Origin of the sequence: Flagellimonas sp. HMM57 (assembly GCF_021390175.1) — a bacterium.
Taxonomy (GTDB): Bacteria; Bacteroidota; Bacteroidia; order Flavobacteriales; family Flavobacteriaceae; genus Flagellimonas.
In genome coordinates this window covers 501,499-520,425 of record NZ_CP090004.1, presented here as the reverse complement: position 1 = coordinate 520,425, position 18,927 = coordinate 501,499, and the positions used below count along the sequence as shown (strand labels likewise).

Below are 18,927 nucleotides of genomic sequence, written 5' to 3'. Positions count from 1 at the left end.
TCTAGAGGGAAAGCATGTATCTACTATGTGTTCACCAAAGCAGAAATCAAGGATTTTTTAAGAAATTAGTTATGTTGGAGTAGGTAATTTACGGTTTTACTACAACAGTATCTGGAACCAAACTGGTGTAATCACCGCCATTTCTAATGACTTCTCTCACTATAGAAGAACTGATGTATGATTTTCCCGAAGATGTCAATAAGAAAACAGTTTCAATTTCTGAAAGTTTTCTATTGGTATGGGCAATGGCCTTTTCAAATTCAAAATCCGCTGGGTTTCTCAGTCCTCTTAAAATGAAATCAGCATTTACCTTTTTACAAAAGTCGACCGTTAAGCCTTCATAGGTAACCACTTTAATTTTTGGTTCATCCTTGAAAGCTTCTTTTATGAATTGGGTTCGTTCCTCTAGGGAAAACATATATTTTTTATCGGCATTTATGCCAATTGAAATGATCAGTTCATCAAATAACGTTATCCCTCTTTTTATGATATCAGAATGTCCAAGTGTTAGTGGATCAAAAGAACCTGGAAAAATAGCACGTCTCATAAAACTGGAATTTATCTAAAAATAAGGGTTTTCTATCGTAATGCGTTTTCTATGGCACTGCCAAACAAGTCTTTTAATGGTATTCCTGCCTTTTTCGCCTGTTGGGGCAGAATACTTTCTTCCGTTAGTCCAGGTGTGGTATTTACTTCCAAGAGATAAGGCTCGTCCCCAATAAATATAAATTCACTGCGTGTATAGCCTTTCAAACCTAGAGCGGTGTAGATGTATTTTGCTCTTTTGTCCACGTTATTTTTCTGGGTTTCAGATATACGAGCTGGAGTAATTTCATTTGACTTTCCTTCGTATTTGGCTTCATAATCAAAAAAATCATTTTCTGTGACTATTTCTGTAATGGGCAGAACGATTACTTCGCCATTATAGGTAATTACTCCAACAGATACTTCGGTTCCATCTAAAAAAGATTCTATGATAACTTCATTGTCTTCGGCAAAGGCTTTTTCAATAGCTATATTTAAATCTTCTTTTTTGTGGACCTTGGATATGCCATAACTACTCCCGGCCCTATTGGCTTTTACAAAACAGGGAAGTCCCACTTTTTTTATGATTTTTTCCTCGTCTATGGTATCGCCAAGATTCAAGTAATACGATTCAGCACAAAGGATTCCATACGGTTTGAGCGTACTCAATAGATCTCTTTTGTTAAACGTGAGCGCCGCTTGGTAATGCTCACATGCCGTTTGAGGTATGTGCAACAATTCAAAATACGCCTGCATTAAACCGTCCTCTCCTGGAGTGCCGTGAATCGCATTGAAAACACAATCAAAATTGATCTTTTTACCAGAAATAAATACACTAAAATCTGACCTGTCAACGGGAAATCGTTCATCATTGTCATCCAGACATATCCATTCATCATTGGAGATAAGAATCCGGTAAGGGTTATAAAGATTTCTGTCCAAATATGAATGGACCACGGTACCGCTCTTTATTGAAATATCACGTTCACTTGAATAGCCACCCATGATGATGGCGATATTTTTTTTCATCAGCTTGTCGAATATCAAAGTGTCAAAGTAAAGAAAAAAGGACTGTCTTTCCTATATTTGCTTGGATAAGGAAATAAGCATGAAACATTTTTTAAGCTTTTTAAAGAGTAAAGTTTTCTTGATTCAGTTGGGATTGGCGTTGGTTGCTGTGGTAGTGCTCTGTTTTTTGGCATTGAAATGGCTCAAGGGTTCTACCAATCATGGAGAATTTGTTGAAGTTCCAGATTTTTCAAAGATGTCGGTTATGGAAATGCGCAAAGTAGTGGAACAAGAAGGGCTGCGCTATCAGGTGTTGGATTCTTCCAATTACAATCCGGAATATCCGAGATTTTCGATTCTTGAACAGAACCCTCCGGCCGGTAACAAGGTAAAATCCAATCGAAAAATATATTTTACCGTAAACCCATCGGGCTATAAAAAAGTTACTGTTCCAGATATCATTCAAGTTACCCAAAGAAATGCTACTTCAATGCTTAGGGCCGTAGGTTTGGATGTACAGCGCGTAACCTATATAGATGAGTTGGGAAAAGATATGGTTTACCGTATGAAGCATAAAGGTAAATATCTTAAACCAGGCGATAAATTGCCCAAGACCTCAAAAATAGAATTGGTATGCGGTAATGGGACCATTACGGGGAGTGCACGTGTACAGGCAGATTCTAATTAGACATGAATACTCCGGAAAACCAAGCACTTTCTCAGGACGAACTTTTTGAACATCACAGATTTACAGCTTCTAATGGGCAAGAACCGCTTAGAGTAGATAAGTTCTTGATGAACTTTATAGAAAATGCTACCCGAAATAAGATTCAACAAGCCGCCAAACAAGGTCATATTTGGGTGAATGATAACATCGTCAAACAGAATTATAAAGTAAAGGCTGGGGACGATGTAAAAGTCATGTTCGAACATCCTCCTTACGAATTTCTATTGACGCCTGAAGCGATTCCGTTGGATATCGTGCACGAAGACGAAGCTCTTTTGGTGGTCAATAAACCTGCTGGTATGGTGGTACATCCCGGACATGGAAATTATTCGGGAACATTGATCAATGCTCTGGTCCATCATTTTGATAATCTACCGAATAATAGCTCTGAACGACCCGGATTGGTACACCGAATCGATAAGGATACGTCTGGACTTTTGGTTATAGCCAAAACTGAAGCGGCAATGACCCATTTGGCAAAACAGTTTTTTGACAAGAGCAGCGAGCGGGAATATCTGGCATTGGTCTGGGGCAATGTTGCCGATGATGAGGGAACTGTTGAAGGACATCTTGCCAGAAACCCAAAGAACCGTTTGCAAATGATGGTCTTTCCGGAAGGTGACCAGGGGAAAGAAGCGATAACGCATTATAAGGTTGTGGAACGCCTGGGGTATGTTACATTGGTATCCTGCAAATTGGAAACAGGAAGAACCCACCAGATTCGAGTGCACATGAAGTATATAGGGCACACGCTTTTCAACGACGAACGCTATGGGGGCGATAAGATTTTGAAGGGAACGACTTTTACCAAATACAAACAGTTTGTAGAAAATGCATTTAAAATCTTACCTAGACAGGCATTGCATGCCAAGACTTTGGGTTTTGAACATCCAAATACGGGAAAGTTTATGCGATTTGATTCCGAGTTGCCCCAAGATATGGCCGATTGCATAGAAAAATGGCGGGGTTACGCAAAGCATAACGAGCCATAGTTTTTAGCAATCCAAATATTGAGAACACCTTTTGTTGGATGGTGGAAAAAACCAAATTCCTAGTTATTTTTACGTAAAAGTAATTTTTATGAAAATTGTAATCTCTCCAGCAAAGTCGTTAGATTATGAAACGGCTATGCCAACATCTAAATTCAGTCAGCCGCAATTTTTGGAACAATCCAAAAAACTGAATACGATATTGGCGAAGAAAAAACCAAAGGCACTATCAGAGCTAATGTCCATTTCTGATAATTTGGCGCAGCTTAACTGGGAGAGAAACCAACAATTTTCAATCCCGTTTACCGTAGATAATGCAAGACCTGCGGTATATGCATTCAATGGCGATGTCTATCAGGGGCTTGATGCCTATACCATTCCCGAAGAAAAATTGGAAGAACTTCAAAATACACTTCGTATATTATCAGGTCTATATGGAGTTTTAAAACCCTTGGATTTGATGCAGCCTTACCGGTTGGAAATGGGAATACAACTAAAAGTAGGGCGCAAAAAGAATCTCTACGAATTCTGGAAAGACCAATTGACCGCGCATCTGAATTCGGAACTTGAAGATGGCGAACTGTTCATAAATTTAGCAAGCAATGAGTATTTTGGTGCTATAGATGAAAAAAAGTTAAAAGTTCCTGTGATTGCCCCAATTTTTAAAGATTGGAAAAACGACAAATTAAAAGTGATCAGTTTCTTTGCAAAAAAGGCCAGAGGCTCCATGGTGCGCTATATTTTGGATACAAAGGCAAAAACGCTTGATGATGTAAAGGGTTTTGACCGTGATGATTATGTTTTTAGTGCAGAACACACTTTAAAAGAAAATCAGCCTGTATTTATTAGATAGGTTTAGGTTATAAATGTTAAGTTTGGGTTGATTGCATTGAATAGTAGTCTCGACTTTGAACCAAAAACGCTTTGACCATACGCATCCTTACGAGCCTTTTCTCTTTCCAGAGGCTACAAAGCTTATTGTAGGTACTTTACCACCACCTAGATTCACTACAAAAACGTTGAAGGAAGGTGATGTTGATTTTTGTTACGGCAGTAGAGATGGTAAGCTTTGGCCAATTTTAGATACGATTTTTGGATTGGGACTCAAGTTTGAAACTACCCATGAAGCCGTTGAACAGCGAAAAAACTTTTTGCGTAAGCGTAAAATAGGCATCTGTGATATTGTAGCGCGTGCCGAACGGGAAAAAGTAGATGCCTCTGATTTGGGAATGCAAAATGTTCAGCTTCGGGATTTGTTGGGATACCTAAAAAAATATCCGAATATAAAAACACTCTTGTTCACTGGTGGTAATAGTAAAAATGGACCGGAATATTTCTTTCGGAAGCAATTAAAGGCAAATGGAATACCATTGGAAGTGGTATCAGCAGTGGTACCTCGAATACATCGGTTTGACTTATCTATTACTTCTGAAAAATCAAATAGCCAACGAATCATAAAAACGATATCCTTGACTGCGCCATCCGGGGCAGCCAACCGTGCAGTTGGGAGTTTAGAAGATTATAAAGCCTTAAAAAAAAGCAATCCAAGTTTTACTACGTTTGATTATAGAGTACTGCAATACAAGGATTTTTTCTAAACATGTTTTGTTATGATTCGGTTAACACTTCTTCAAATTGTGAGGAAGTTAAAATAGCGTAGGATATTAAGGTTTTATCACGATCTTTGATGCTTTGAGCTAAACCATTAAAACCCTTTCCAATGAGTAACTCTTTACTGCAAGAAAAACGACTGGATGAGTTTAAAAAGTCTATAACCAATAAATTCAATATCTATAACAGTCTATTCCTTTCGTTGCCCTATCGCAATATTCAGAATGTTGCCATGTTGGTGCCGTTGCTTCTTGAACAGTGCGAAAAAGGGCTGAAAGCTGGTAAAACCCCTCAAGATATTTTAGAAAAGTTTTTTGAAAACTACACTGATTTTAAAAGCGAACGGGAGCGTTTGGATTTCATGTTCAAGATAATTCAATATGTCGAAAGGCAGGTGGTGCTCTATGATAGTGTGGAGGATGCAGCATTTTCAAGATTACAGCAATATAGTAACTCCCTTTCTATAAAAGATTATTTTGATATGGTAGGGCAAGACAAGAACTGGGACAAAATAGCGAAAAAGTTGTCTACGTTCAGCGCACGAATAGTACTCACAGCTCACCCAACACAATTCTACACTCCCGCAATATTGAACATTATTTCGGAACTACAGTTGTTGATCAATGACAATAAGGTCAATGCTATTGATACCACGATGCAACAACTGGGTCTTACCTCATTGATAAACTTTAAAAAACCAACACCTTTAGACGAAGCAAAAAATATCATCTACATTCTTAGGCATAAATATTATGATGCCATTGGTGAACTTTTTCAGTATATAAAGACCAACATTGGCAATGAGGATTTCTCAAACTACGATATTATGAAACTTGGTTTTTGGCCGGGAGGGGATCGAGATGGAAACCCTTTTGTAACGGCCAAAATCACAAAGCAGGTAGCAGACGAACTACGGCTCACTTTAATGAAATGCTATTACAATGAGTTGAAAGAACTACGAAAAAAGATGACTTTTAAAGGACTTCAAGTAGTCTTGAACGATTTGAGCGATAAGTTGTACCGCGCCATGTTCGATGTAAACTTTACTATCAGTTATTCAGAGATAGTAACGGTTCTAAATGGCATCAAGGAAGATTTAACAACCAATTATCACAGCTTGTACCTCAATGATTTGAATAGATTTATGGATAAGGTGCATATTTTTAAAACGCACTTTGCGACATTAGATATAAGACAGGATCATAGCAAGCACTACCAAGTTGTAGAATCTGTACTTAAAAAACACGGGGCTATAAAGAATGGCTTGGATGAGTTGTCGGAAGATGAATTAATAAATTGGTTGCTTAAAAAAGAGGTGTCGCTGAATCCAGACGATTTTGAGGAGGATATCGTTAAAGAGACCATTACTAATATCAAACAATTAAAAGGTATTCAAGATACCAATGGGGAAGACGGTTGCAATCGTTACATTATCAGTAATTCAGAGGACATTTTTTCTGTATTGTTCGTTTTTGGATTGTTTAGATGGTGCGGTTGGAACCAAGATGAGATTACTTTCGACATTGTACCACTTTTTGAAACAATGAAAGGTATGGATGCTGCGGAAGAAGTGATGCAAACGTTATTCGATAATCCTACATATCAAAAGCATTTGGAGTATAGAGGAAATGCACACACGATAATGCTCGGTTTTTCGGATGGTACAAAAGATGGTGGATACCTTAAAGCCAATTGGTCGATTTTAAAGACCAAGGAAATTTTGAGCAAAGTCTGTAAAAAGAACAATATAAAAGCCATTTTTTTTGATGGTAGGGGAGGGCCACCAGCTAGAGGCGGTGGAAAAACCCACCGTTTCTATGCAGCACAGACCAAAGATGTTGCCAATCATGAAATACAACTTACCATTCAGGGCCAGACCATAACCAGTACTTATGGTACAAAGGTACAGTTCATTCACAATTCGGAACAATTGCTTACGGCAGGTTTGAGCAATAATCTATATGGAAAAGAGCATGTGATTTCTACTTCACAACGCAAGTTGATAGAAGAATTGTCCGAATTAAGTTTTGCCAAGTATGACGCTTTAAAAAAGCATGAAAAATTCATTCCCTATTTGGAACATCGCAGTACGTTAAAGTATTATACCAAAGCAAATATTGGAAGTAGACCTGGTAAACGGGGTAGTAAGAAACAGTTGGAGCTATCAGATCTAAGGGCAATTTCTTTTGTGGGTTCTTGGAGCCAGTTAAAACAAAACGTACCTGGTTATTTTGGATTGGGAACTGCTATTTCCACGCTTAAGGAACAGGGTCGACTAAAAGAGGTAAAAAAGCTTTACAAAGATGTTCCTTTTTTTAGGGCATTAATGCACAACAGTATGATGTCGTTGGCAAAGACCAACTTTGAGCTGACCAGCTATATGAAGCATGATAAGGAATATGGTGACTTCTGGACTATTTTGCATGATGAGTATCAATTATCCAAAAAATTACTTTTGGAAATTTCTGGACATAAAATCCTCATGGAAGACGAAGCGGTATCACGTGAATCCGTTAAGATTCGTGAGAAGATAGTCTTACCTTTATTGGTGATTCAGCAAAATGCATTGTACCATATAACACAGAACTCCGAATTTAAAGAGCTCTATGAAAAAATAGTGACTCGGTCTCTATATGGTAATATTAATGCGAGTAGGAATTCTGCCTAATTTTTTACGTTAAATTGGACAAAGTTTCAGAGAAAAAATAAGTTTCAATTTTTTTCTCAAAGGTTTTTTTAGATTCTATCTGTTGGATGACCTTTTCAACCGATCTGTAAAACTTTGCTTTGGGTAAGGGCTTTATCAAAAAATCATTTACACCATATTCAAATGCTTTTACAGCAAAACGGCTCCATGTAGAATTTAAAATTATTGCTGAATTAATCTCAACGTTGTCCATTAGTTCAAAGGCATCAACTTTTTCCATTAAAACGTCTAGAAAGACAATATCGATTTTATTGTCGTAAATGGTCTTTATGCCCTCATAAGGATCACTATAACTGCCTGCAAATTCTAATTGGGGATGATTTTTTACTAATACGCTTGTAGCTAAACATTGAATTGTGGAGTCGTCAATGACGATGGCCTTATATTTCATAGATAATAAGTAGTAGGTTAGTTTGTGTCAAAAATAGTTTGCCTACATAGTTATTTCATTATAAGTAAGTTGAGTAGCCGATTTTTTAGATTAAAATGTAGTTTTTGGAATGTGATTAGCTGCTGAATCTGGTTAATCGATTTTAATTGCAGTTTATAGAGCGAAAATGTTTCATGTTCAATTTGGTTGGTAAGGAGTGCTCAAAATATTGAAAAACACTTTTATCCCGTACGCCAACTGTCCAATTTTTAAATTCTCATTAGGACTATGTTGGTTGTTATCCGAATTTACCATTGGAACAATAAAGGCCGGCATTTGCAATTCATTGATAAAAGGAGCAATAGGTACGGTACCACCCATAATTCGAATGCGGACTACATCTTTTTTAAAAGTATCTTGAAGGGTTTTGGCTAAAAAGTCTCCGTAAGGATTATTGAGGTCTGTTCGAAATGCATCCGTAACACTTCCTTCGGTTATGGTAATGATATTATCCTGTGCCATACGCTCTTCTTTAGATGGAGTATGATCTAAAACAGCATATCCCTGTTTTTTTATATGGTCCTTGACCAGCTTTTTCAACCGTGTTCCATCACTTTCGGGAACCAACCGTAAGTCGAGTTCTGCCGTTGCACTTTCAGGAATAATGGTACGTACTTTTTTACCTGTCCATCCAGAGCTTAAACCTCTAATGTTTAAAGAAGGATATTGTAGTGCTTCTTGATAAAAACCACCAACTTTTTCTGCTGATTTAAACTGTAGTTTTTCAGATATGGCAGCGTCATTGTCCGGTACACTCTTAAGAACTTCCATTATGGTATCATCTATGGTAATACCATCGTAATACCCGGGAATAAGTACCCTACCATCTTTATCCTTCATGGTTGCCAATAATTGGGTCAACTGAAAACCAGGGTTTGGTGCGTAATTACCATAGTGCCCACTGTGCTGTGGTTTTGCTGGGCCATGGGTTGTTAAGGTCATGGATGTAATGCCACGGCAGCCATAAATCACGGTTGGATTACCCGATGAATGAACCGGACCATCATTTATGACCAGAAAATCAGCTTTTAAAAGTTCCCCGTATTGTTTTACCGCATTGGGCAAGGGTTTGCTTCCTTTTTCTTCCTCACTATCTAAAATCACTTTAAGGTTAAATGGAATTTCCTTTCCATCTTCTTTAAGCAGATCAATAGCATTTAAGAGCATGACAATTGGTCCTTTGTCATCGGAAGTTGAACGACCAAAAAGGCGCCAATCGTAGTTAATATCGTCATCTAGAGCTTCAAAGGATATAGCTTCAAAACCATTTTCAATTGGCTTTTTCAAAACAGTTGTATAGGGATTTGGCTGGTCCCATTTGGATGCATCTACGGACTGTCCATCAAAATGCATATAAATAAGCATAGTTGGTTTGGAATCCTCCATAGGTAAAGCAGCAAAAAACAGGGGCAGGTTGTCTGTTTCCAGTTCTGCTGTATTGAAGCCACGTTCCCCAAACTTCTTTTTTAACCAAAGGATGTTGTCATCGATATCATCGGCATTTAAAGCATCGTTAGGGATGGAAACAAAATCTTTAAGTTCATTTATAGCATGCGCCACATGAGATTTAATGGCCGTGGAATCTTGAGGAAAAATCGAAAAACAGGAAATTGAAAAAAGTAAAAAGAATGACTTCTTCATGAAAGGGAGTTAGGTTTGTTTTGAAGTCTAATTTAGCGAATTCCCTTCACAAAACCACCAATGTTTTCAGTTCCATTTTTAGTCAGGTGCTTAATAAAAGCGGAACCTATTATGGCGCCTTTGGCCTTCCTTGTTGCCTGATCAAAAGTTTCAGAATTACTTATACCAAAACCAACAATTTGTGGGTTATTTAGGTTCATTCCTGCAATTCTTTCAAAGTATTGTTCAGTATCATCCGAAAATCCTTGCTTTGCTCCAGTTGTGCTGGCTGAACTCACCATATAAATAAAGCCATCGGACGCTTCATCAATAGCTTTAATACGTTCATCGCTCGTTTGTGGCGTTATTAAAAAGACATTGATCAAGCCATATTTTTTATAAATAGCCTCATATTCATCTTTATAGACATCTAAAGGAAGGTCTGGCATAATGAGCCCATCTATCCCAATTTCATGACATTTTTTACAAAACGCCTCTACGCCATATTGAAACATAGGATTAAAATAACCCATTACGATTAATGGAATGGAGACACTTTTTCGAATATCTTTAAGTTGCTGAAAGAGTAGTTCGGTATGCATACCGTTTTTGAGTGCTGCGGTAGAACTTTCCTGTATGGTGGGGCCATCTGCTAATGGGTCGCTAAAGGGTAACCCGATTTCAATCATGTCCACTCCGTTTTTCTCCAAATCTTGAATGATTTTTACAGTGTCGTCCAAATTAGGGTAACCTGCCGAGAAGTATATGGAAAGTAGTTTTTTATCTTCTTGTAGTTTTTGTTTTATTCGGTTCATTTGTGTAATAGTATCCAGTAGTTTGTAATGAGTAGTTTAGTATTGACTTTTGGTTTTGGACTTTGGTTAAATGCTACATTTTATTTCGGATAAAAACATACCGACCACCATCTCAAATCTAACATCTCAGTACTCACTACTAATAAATTTCTAGAGTTTAAAATAATCAATGTAGGTCTGTAAATCCTTGTCGCCCCTGCCCGAAAGATTAAAGACAACGATATCATCCTTTTTAAAGCTTTTATAATCAAAAATTGCAAAGGCATGTGAAGTTTCTATGGCCGGAATTATCCCTTCAAGTTGCGAAACTTCCAATCCTGCTGTCATTGCTTCATCATCGGTAATTGAGATAAATTCTCCACGTCCCGATTTAAACAGATGTGCATGCATAGGGCCTACGCCAGGATAATCCAATCCGGCCGAAATGGAATAAGGTTCTGTGATTTGTCCATCAGTGGTTTGCATGAGCAAGGTTTTGCTCCCGTGTATAATGCCCACTTTGCCCAAAGCTGAGGTGGCGGCACTTTCACCCGAATCTACTCCTTTTCCTGCTGCTTCTACGGCTATGATTCCTACCTCTGGTGTATCCAAATAATGATAATAAGCTCCTGCTGCATTACTGCCCCCACCAACACAAGCGACTACGTAATCCGGATTTTCTTTTCCTTCTTTTTCCAATAATTGCAACTTGATTTCTTCGGAAATTACGGATTGAAACCGTGCGACCATATCAGGATAAGGGTGTGGTCCAACAACCGAACCTATAATATAATGTGTGTCGACCGGATTATTTATCCAATCTCGAATAGCTTCATTGGTAGCATCTTTTAAAGTTCTACTGCCTGATAATGCGGGCCTTACTTCTGCTCCAAGCATCTTCATCCGCGCTACATTCGGTGCTTGGCGTGCAATATCGATTTCCCCCATGTACACTACACATTCAATGCCCATTAAGGCACAAACGGTAGCAGTGGCTACACCATGCTGCCCTGCCCCTGTTTCCGCAATGATTCTATTTTTACCCAGCTTTTTTGCCATTAAAATCTGACCAATGGTATTGTTTACCTTATGTGCACCAGTATGACACAAATCCTCTCTTTTGAGATAAATTTTGGTCCGGTATTTTTTTGAAAGCCGTTCTGCAAAATAGAGTGGGGTAGGCCGTCCAACATAATCCTTGAGCAATTGATGGAATTCTTCCTTAAAAGAAGCCTCTTCCATAATGCGAATATAATTTTGACGAAGTTCTTCTGTGTTGGGATAGAGCATTTCTGGAATGAACGCTCCCCCAAATTCTCCGTAATAGCCTTTTTCATTAGCATTGTAACTCATGAGTTATCAGATTTAAGTTGAAAGTTATTGGATAACAACTCTTTGAATTCGTTTAGTTCTTCAATTTTTTTTAAGCCGGGTCTGGACTCAAATTTACTGTTTACATCAATGGCATAACATTTTTTGGATGCCGGACTAGCTAGAAATGACCTAAGGGAATCCGCTTCATCCAATCCAATACCTCCGCTTAAAAAGTAGGATTTGGTGGATGGATATGCCGTTAGAATATTCCAGTCAAACGTATATCCGTTGCCTCCGGGCAGTTTTCCCTTGGTATCGAAAAGAAAATAATCACAGGTTTCCTCATACTCTGATAAAATCGAGAAATCGAAATCGTTTTTAATGGAAAACACTTTGATGATTTCTAAATTGTTATTCCTAAGTTGTTTTTGAATTTCATTGGGGTGAGATGCTGAATCGAGTTGAGCATGACGAAGCAATTTACAGAACTCTGGAGACTCATTGCCGTGTAATTGCACCCCATCCAGTTCATAGGTTTTTGTTTTTTGTAGTATTTCTTCAATCGAAGCATCTACAAAAACCCCAACTCTTTTTATATTTTTTGGTATATCAGTTATGCTGTCACTATCATAAAAGCGCGAAGAAGGTGACCAGAATATAAAGCCCAAATAATCTGGTTGCAATTGGGCAACTTCTTCTGGGTTGTATTTCATGCCACAAACCTTGAACTTCATGATTCCAATGCTTTTATAAATTCAGTTGCATGTTGTCCAGGATTGTCTGTTTTCATAAAATTCTCACCAATTAAAAAACCTTGATAACCGTATGGTTTTAAATTCATGATTGCATCGATGGAACTTATACCACTTTCCGAAACTCTTACAAATTCATCTGGAATCAATTTTGAAAGATTTTTGCTGGTTTCCAAACTAACCTCAAAAGTTTTTAGGTTTCGGTTGTTTACGCCCAGCATGTCCAAACTCGGCATTATGGATTTGTGAAGTTCCTCTTCGTTATGTACTTCCAACAACACCTCTAGGTCTAATTTTTTAGCAGCTTCGGAAAGACTTTTAATTTCTGCTTTGGAAAGTACCGCTGCAATCAATAAAATCACATCTGCTCCGTAGGCTTTAGCTTCCAAAATTTGGTATTCGTCTATGATAAATTCTTTGCGTAATAATGGCATGTCAACAGCAGCTCTTGCCAATATTAAATCATCTAAAGAACCACCAAAATATTTGTTATCGGTCAATACCGACATTCCGCACACACCAGCATTTTCATATCCCATAGCTACGTCTTGGACATTCAAATCTTGATTGATTATAGACTTTGAAGGCGAACGTCTTTTATGTTCGGCAATAATTCCTGAGCTACTGTTTCTGAGCGCTTGGGCCAAAGAAGCCGTTTCCCGATCCATGAGAACGGATTGTTCCAATTGGGAAACGGGAATCAGGGATTTTTTTAAATCCACTTCTTTGCGTTTATCGGCTACTATTTTATCTAGAATGTTCATTTTTTTGTCAGTTGTCAGTTGTCAGTTGTCAGTTGTCAGTTGTCAGTTGTCAGTTGTCAGTTGTCAGTTGTTCGTTTCTCATTGTTTTTTGTCTATAAAATTTGTATGCTTCTAAACTCTAAACTCTAAACTCTAAACTCTAAACTCTAAACTCTAAACTCTAAACTCTAAACTCTAAACTCTAAACTCTAAACTTTTAACTACTGATTTCTTGTAACTTTTTCAATGCTTCCATACCTTTTTTATTCAGCAAAGATTCTTTTGCTTTTTCAAAACCTTCTTTTGGAGTTGTGCCTTCAACGGTCGAAATAGCAATTCCGGCATTGGCGCAGACCACATTGTTTTGGGCTTCTGTTCCCCTTCCATTAAGAATATTCAAGAAAATCTGTGCTGATTCTGAAACATCGTCACCTCCTGTTATTTCCTCTTGTGAAATAGACTTTACGCCGAAATCGGCAGGTGCCAACATAGCTTCTGATCCATTGGAAATCGTTTTTGTGGCTCCAGTCAACGAGATTTCATCATAACCATCCAAGGCATGGAGTACAGTGAATTTTTTATCAGTGTTTTGATATAGGTATCCGTACATTCGGGCGAGTTCCAAGTTAAAGACCCCAACCATTTGGTTTTTAGGAAATGCAGGGTTCACCATAGGGCCGAGCATATTAAAAAATGTTTTTACGGCAAGTTCCCTACGAATGGGCGCCACATTTTTCATAGCTGGATGGAACAATGGAGCATGCAATACGCAGATTCCCGCTTCATCGATTGATTTTCTTAGAAAATCCGCTTCATTGCTGAACTTGATACCAAGGAATTCCATAACATTACTGCTTCCACATTTTGACGAAACCCCATAATTACCATGCTTGGTCACTTTTATCCCAGCTCCTGCCGTAACAAATGATGCCAGTGTGGAAATATTGAAGGTATCTTTTCCATCGCCACCCGTGCCGCATAAATCTATAGGATTGTATTCCGATAAGTCTACAGCCAAGCACAATTCTAAAAGTGCATCCCTAAAACCTTCCAATTCCTCTATGGTAATACTCCGCATCATATATACCGTGAGAAAAGCGGCAATTTGTGAGGTATTATAATCCCCTTTTGCAATATTGACCAAGATTTGCTTGGCATCGCTTTTGGAAAGGATTTCGTGATTTATAAGTCTATTTAGCGTTTCTTTCATTTTAATTTAGAAATGAGATATTAGATATGAGAATTGAGATGTAAGTTTTTAGACTTTGTTGATCTATACCTTACTTATTTTATACTATTCTGACTACTGACTACTGACTACTGACTACTGACTACTGATTACTGATTACTGATTTCCAAGCCAATTTTTAAGCATTTGTTTTCCTTCAGGGGTTAAAACAGACTCAGGGTGGAATTGTACTGCTGTTACGTCATGACTTTTATGCCGTAGCGACATCACCTGTCCATTTTCATCGAATGAAGTAGCTTCCAAACTATCGGGTAAATCAGGGTGAACAACCCAAGAATGATAACGGCCTACCTCAATCTGGTCTGACATACCTTCAAAAATGATATCTTTTTTAATGATATTGATTTTTGTTGCGATTCCGTGATATACTTGTTCAAGATTTACCAATTTCCCTCCAAAGACTTCACCTATGGCCTGTTGCCCTAGACAGACTCCAAAAATTCGCTTTGTAGACGCATATTTTTTAATGATGTCCTTGAGCAATCCTGCTTCATCTGGAATTCCAGGTCCTGGTGACAAAATGATTTCTTCAAAATTGCCTACTTCGTCCAACGTCAATTGGTCGTTCCGTTTTACGGTTACGTCACAATCCAAATCTTCTAAATAATGAACCAGGTTATAGGTGAAACTATCGTAATTGTCAATCATTAGTATCTTTCTTCCCATGCCTAGATAGTTTCTGCTATTTCCAGCGCTTTGGTCAAAGCACCTAGTTTGTTATAGGTTTCCTGTAATTCCATTTCTGGGTCTGATGCCGCTACTAAACCAGCTCCGGCCTGATAATGTAGTTGATGATTTTTACTGAGAAACGTCCTGATCATAATAGCATGATTGAAGTTGCCCTCAAAATCCATAAAACCAATAGCGCCCCCATAGTATGCTCGACTTGTCTTCTCGTATTTCTCTATCAATTGCATGGCCATGTGTTTGGGTGCGCCACTTAAAGTTCCCGCTGGGAACGTATCGGCCACAACTTTCATGGTCGTACTATCTTTTTTCTTTTGTCCCGTAACTTTAGATACTAAGTGAATGACATGGGAGAAATACTGTACTTCGCGATATGTTTCCACGTTTACGGTATTTCCATTTCTGCTAAGGTCGTTTCTGGCCAAATCTACCAGCATTACGTGCTCACTGTTTTCCTTATCGTCCTGTGCCAACTTTTTGGCGAGCTCGGCATCTTGCTCATCATTTCCTGTTCTTTTATAAGTGCCAGCAATGGGATGTATCTCCGCTTTTCCATCTTTGACAATCAATTGGGCCTCTGGTGAACTTCCGAATATTTTAAAATCCCCGTAATCAAAATAAAATAGGTAAGGGGAGGGATTTACGGAGCGCAATGCCCTATATACATTGAATTCGTCTCCCTTAAAATCTTGGGAAAACCTTCGCGATAAGACCAATTGAAATACATCTCCACGTTTGCAGTGTTTTTTTGCCAGTGCCACGTGTTCTTTAAACTCTTCGTCTTTTAGATTGGATTTTGGTTCTCCTTCTTTGATGAAATTGTAGGAGGCAAAGTTCCTCACATTGAACAACTGTGCTATTTCATCTACGTTACTTTCACTTTCAAAACAGTGCGCAAAAAGATAGGCTTCATTTTTAAAGTGATTAATGGCTATAATGTTTTTGTATACGGCATAGTAAATATCCGGAATGCTGATGGAATCTTCTTTTTTAGCAATGGCGACATCTTCAAAATAACGGACGGCATCATAAGACATATAACCAAACAATCCGTTGTTTATAAACTTGAAGCCATTGTTCGAAGCTGAAAATTTTTGACTAAATTCATGGATGACCTTGGTTACATCTGTATCTGATGAAATAGGGAATTCTTCTTTGTTACCGTCCGGAAATATTTGTGTAACCATTTCGTGCTCAACCTTAATTGAAGCTATGGGGTTGCAACAGATGTAGGAGAAACTATTATCGTTGGCGTGGTAGTCACTACTTTCCAAAAGAATACTATTTGGGAATTTATCCCTGATTTTTAGGTAGACACTTACCGGAGTAATAGTGTCTGCAAGTATTTTTTTGTAGTGTGTTTGAAGTTTATAGTTCATCTTTTCATTTCTATTTCCGTGTAGACGGAAATTTATTTTAGTTATTCAAAGAAATAAGTCAAATCTTCCCAATTAGGATTAAAGTCATTAATTAAGTTGATTTTCCAATTTCTATTCCATTTTTTGAGTTGTTTTTCTCTTCTAATAGCAGGCATTGGAAATGTGAATTTTTCATAGTAAACCAAAATTTTTAAATTATACCTTCTGGCAAACTTACTTCCCATACCTCTTTTGTGTCTATACATACGTTTTTTCAAATCATTGGTATATCCTATATAAATAGTTCCCAGTTTTTTATTTGAAATTATGTAGATATAAAAACTCATTTTATTTAAAAGGACTTGATTTAAGGATTTCCACCTTCGTGGAAACGAAGGTAAAAAGCATTAAAACTAAAAAAGGCCTGTCGTGATGACAAGCCTCTATATGATTACAATGGGGACAGGTTCACGACATTCGACGTAAATTAATCCACCACCAAGTATTTGTTGTTCTTATGTTCATTAGGTCAAAGATAGAAAGGAAATTGAAACTTGCAAATTTGTTTTTTAAAAATCCCGCCTGCATTACGGCAAGACGGGATTTTCAAACACTAAACCAGTGGTGATTACATCTGCAAATCGACCACTAAATCAAATTCATCATAAATGGTTTTGTCTCCTAAATTGTCGAAGAAACTCCCGGAACCATATTTTACATCATAGTTTGTTCTGTCCACTTTTAACGTAGCGGTAGCCTTACTTCCATAAATGGAAACATCAAAAGTTACCGGTTTTGTAATTCCCTTTATGGTCAAGTCCCCTATAACTTCATAAGCATTCTTACCATTGGACTTCACATTGGTAAATACCAACTTTGAGGTTGGATTGGAAGCTGTCGAGAAAAAGTCATCAGAATGAAGGTGTCCATCCAGTTTTTGCTTATATTCTCCTTCCAAATCGGTTGTGTTTATAGAAGTCATATCTACTATAAATTCTCCACCTGTGAGCTTATCACCATCAAATTCAAGAGCTCCAGATTTTAAATTTATAGTTCCGGTATGGGAACCAGTTACTTTGTAAGCCTTCCAGGTTACCGTACTTTCACCGGTTTTTACTTCTTTTTTCTCGCCATCGATTGGATTGGCGCTAGCAGTTAATCCGAATACCGCTGTCAATGCTAAACTTAAAATTGTTTTTTTCATGATTGTGTTTAAATTTCTGTTTTAGTTCTTAATTGTTATATGTGTGTAAATAGTTCTTCTTTCGATTTTCTAACCTTTGCATAGTTTTGGGTTTCATCTTCATTGGATCGGTAACCGATTGTCAATACCACTGCTGTATTCAGATTTTTTTCGGTAAGGCCAAGAATCTCGTTGTATGCATCGTTCTCAATACCTTCCATTGGGCAGGTGTCGATTTTAAGTTCTGCTGCAGCCTGCATTACGTTGCCTAAAGCAATATATGATTGTCTTGCCGTCCATACAGATTTGGTCTCTGCAGATAGTTCCAATAATTTAGATTTCATGAAATCCCCATAGGCTTTCAAACCTTCTGCTGGAATGTTCCGGGTAGTGCTTACGTTATGTAGATAGTCGTCGACCAGTTCCTCGCCAAAATCAGTTGTATGTGCAAATACTATCACATGCGAAGCATCTGTAAGTTGGGATTGTCCCCATGAAACCGGCTTCAGCTTTTCTTTTGTTTCCTGATCGGATATTACAAAGATGTGGTAGGGTTGCAGTCCATACGATGATGCACTTAAGCGAGTGGCTTCCAATAACAGTTCCAAATCCTCTTCGGAAACTTTTTTGGTGTTATCGAATTTTTTGGTGGCGTAGCGCCAAGTTCTGTTCTCTAAGATATTGTTCATTTTAAAATTTATCTAATAATTGATTTAATGTATTTAATTCTTCTTTTGACAAGTTTTTGACTATACTCTGTTCTGCATCGTAAACTGCTCTATCCATTTTAATAAGTTCATCCATTCCGCTGTCGGTGATGAAAATCTCTACTTTTCGTCTATTGGATTCACACACACATCTGCTTACATATCCCTTAACGAGTAATTTATCTACCAATCTTGTCGTATTGCTCATTTTCGTCACCATACGCTCATTTAGTGTGGAGAGATTGGCAGGTTGGCCCTTTTGGCCTCTCAAAATCCGGAGTACGTTAAACTGAGGCAGCGAAACTTCATGAGGTTTTAATGCAGAGGCTATGACTTCCTTCATTTTGTTGCTGACCAATTCAATATGGATGATGGTCTTTGTTTCCAAGCTTAGTTTTTTTGCCCTTTTAATTACCTCTTCGACATTCATGTCTAAACAATATTTGTATATACAAATGTATATGAAATGAATTTAAATTTCCTAATACCATGGCAATAAAGTTTTGTTAAAAGAACAATAAAT

20 protein-coding genes are annotated in these 18,927 nt (G+C 37.8%); 5 read left to right on the top strand and 15 right to left on the bottom strand.

Going from position 1 to position 18,927, the window contains the following annotated elements; translation table 11 throughout:
- Positions 1–88 precede the first annotated feature (88 nt).
- Together coaD and LV716_RS02300 are read right to left on the bottom strand one after the other, a co-directional pair.
- Positions 89–547, bottom strand: coding sequence for a pantetheine-phosphate adenylyltransferase (gene coaD / locus LV716_RS02305; protein ID WP_163416127.1), 459 nt, complete (start codon positions 545–547; stop codon positions 89–91).
- A 32-nt stretch (positions 548–579) separates the two neighbouring features.
- Complete coding sequence (locus tag LV716_RS02300) at positions 580–1,554, bottom strand: D-alanine--D-alanine ligase (protein ID WP_163416126.1); 975 nt, start codon at positions 1,552–1,554, stop codon at positions 580–582.
- Between the two features lie 79 nt (positions 1,555–1,633).
- Here LV716_RS02300 and LV716_RS02295 point away from each other — a divergent pair, with 79 nt between their 5' ends.
- From LV716_RS02295 to LV716_RS02275, 5 genes are all read left to right on the top strand, one after another.
- The gene (locus LV716_RS02295; protein ID WP_163416124.1) at positions 1,634–2,221 is read left to right on the top strand and encodes a PASTA domain-containing protein; all 588 of its coding nucleotides are present in this window, start codon (positions 1,634–1,636) and stop codon (positions 2,219–2,221) included.
- 2 nt (positions 2,222–2,223) lie between these two features.
- On the top strand, positions 2,224–3,252 hold the full coding sequence (locus tag LV716_RS02290) for an RluA family pseudouridine synthase (protein ID WP_163416122.1): 1,029 nt from the start codon (positions 2,224–2,226) through the stop codon (positions 3,250–3,252).
- A gap of 88 nt (positions 3,253–3,340) precedes the next feature.
- Entirely contained in the window at positions 3,341–4,102 is a 762-nt protein-coding gene (gene yaaA / locus LV716_RS02285) for a peroxide stress protein YaaA (protein WP_163416120.1), read from the top strand.
- A gap of 55 nt (positions 4,103–4,157) precedes the next feature.
- The gene (locus LV716_RS02280) at positions 4,158–4,847 is read left to right on the top strand and encodes a uracil-DNA glycosylase family protein (protein ID WP_163416118.1); all 690 of its coding nucleotides are present in this window, start codon (positions 4,158–4,160) and stop codon (positions 4,845–4,847) included.
- A gap of 122 nt (positions 4,848–4,969) precedes the next feature.
- Positions 4,970–7,528 (top strand): phosphoenolpyruvate carboxylase, encoded by a 2,559-nt coding sequence (locus LV716_RS02275; RefSeq protein WP_163416116.1) that lies wholly within the window; start codon positions 4,970–4,972, stop codon positions 7,526–7,528.
- A 4-nt stretch (positions 7,529–7,532) separates the two neighbouring features.
- Here the strand turns inward: LV716_RS02275 and LV716_RS02270 are convergent, their stop codons facing one another.
- The 13 genes from LV716_RS02270 to LV716_RS02210 form a co-directional block, all read right to left on the bottom strand.
- Positions 7,533–7,958: a LytTR family DNA-binding domain-containing protein gene (locus LV716_RS02270; RefSeq protein WP_163416114.1), complete on the bottom strand. Its 426-nt coding sequence runs from the start codon at positions 7,956–7,958 to the stop codon at positions 7,533–7,535.
- Positions 7,959–8,135: 177 nt separating this feature from the next.
- The gene (locus LV716_RS02265) at positions 8,136–9,638 is read right to left on the bottom strand and encodes a M20/M25/M40 family metallo-hydrolase (RefSeq protein WP_163416112.1); all 1,503 of its coding nucleotides are present in this window, start codon (positions 9,636–9,638) and stop codon (positions 8,136–8,138) included.
- Positions 9,639–9,670: 32 nt separating this feature from the next.
- Positions 9,671–10,432 carry a tryptophan synthase subunit alpha gene (gene trpA / locus LV716_RS02260; RefSeq protein ID WP_163416110.1) on the bottom strand — a complete coding sequence of 254 codons (762 nt, stop codon included), beginning with the start codon at positions 10,430–10,432 and terminating at the stop codon, positions 9,671–9,673.
- 150 nt (positions 10,433–10,582) lie between these two features.
- Positions 10,583–11,764 carry a tryptophan synthase subunit beta gene (gene trpB, locus LV716_RS02255; RefSeq protein WP_163416108.1) on the bottom strand — a complete coding sequence of 394 codons (1,182 nt, stop codon included), beginning with the start codon at positions 11,762–11,764 and terminating at the stop codon, positions 10,583–10,585.
- A complete protein-coding gene (locus LV716_RS02250) occupies positions 11,761–12,459 on the bottom strand; it encodes a phosphoribosylanthranilate isomerase (protein ID WP_163416106.1) in 699 nt (232 codons plus the stop codon). Before LV716_RS02250 ends, trpB begins: the two co-directional genes overlap by 4 nt.
- On the bottom strand, positions 12,456–13,241 hold the full coding sequence (trpC, locus tag LV716_RS02245) for an indole-3-glycerol phosphate synthase TrpC (protein WP_163416104.1): 786 nt from the start codon (positions 13,239–13,241) through the stop codon (positions 12,456–12,458). The genes LV716_RS02250 and trpC overlap by 4 nt, the downstream gene beginning before the upstream one ends.
- A 196-nt stretch (positions 13,242–13,437) precedes the next feature.
- Positions 13,438–14,430, bottom strand: coding sequence for an anthranilate phosphoribosyltransferase (gene trpD / locus LV716_RS02240; protein WP_163416102.1), 993 nt, complete (start codon positions 14,428–14,430; stop codon positions 13,438–13,440).
- A 135-nt stretch (positions 14,431–14,565) separates the two neighbouring features.
- A complete protein-coding gene (locus tag LV716_RS02235) occupies positions 14,566–15,135 on the bottom strand; it encodes an aminodeoxychorismate/anthranilate synthase component II (protein ID WP_163416100.1) in 570 nt (189 codons plus the stop codon).
- 2 nt (positions 15,136–15,137) lie between these two features.
- On the bottom strand, positions 15,138–16,535 hold the full coding sequence (locus LV716_RS02230; RefSeq protein WP_163416098.1) for an anthranilate synthase component I family protein: 1,398 nt from the start codon (positions 16,533–16,535) through the stop codon (positions 15,138–15,140).
- Positions 16,536–16,576: 41 nt separating this feature from the next.
- Entirely contained in the window at positions 16,577–16,861 is a 285-nt protein-coding gene (locus LV716_RS02225; protein WP_163416096.1) for a GIY-YIG nuclease family protein, read from the bottom strand.
- Positions 16,862–17,142: 281 nt separating this feature from the next.
- Positions 17,143–17,718, bottom strand: a complete 576-nt coding sequence (locus LV716_RS02220) for a YceI family protein (protein ID WP_163416094.1) — start codon at positions 17,716–17,718, stop codon at positions 17,143–17,145.
- A 35-nt stretch (positions 17,719–17,753) separates the two neighbouring features.
- Positions 17,754–18,386 carry an NAD(P)H-dependent oxidoreductase gene (locus tag LV716_RS02215; protein ID WP_163416092.1) on the bottom strand — a complete coding sequence of 211 codons (633 nt, stop codon included), beginning with the start codon at positions 18,384–18,386 and terminating at the stop codon, positions 17,754–17,756.
- Position 18,387: 1 nt separating this feature from the next.
- Positions 18,388–18,792 carry a MarR family winged helix-turn-helix transcriptional regulator gene (locus LV716_RS02210; RefSeq protein ID WP_370637466.1) on the bottom strand — a complete coding sequence of 135 codons (405 nt, stop codon included), beginning with the start codon at positions 18,790–18,792 and terminating at the stop codon, positions 18,388–18,390.
- Positions 18,793–18,927 lie beyond the last annotated feature (135 nt).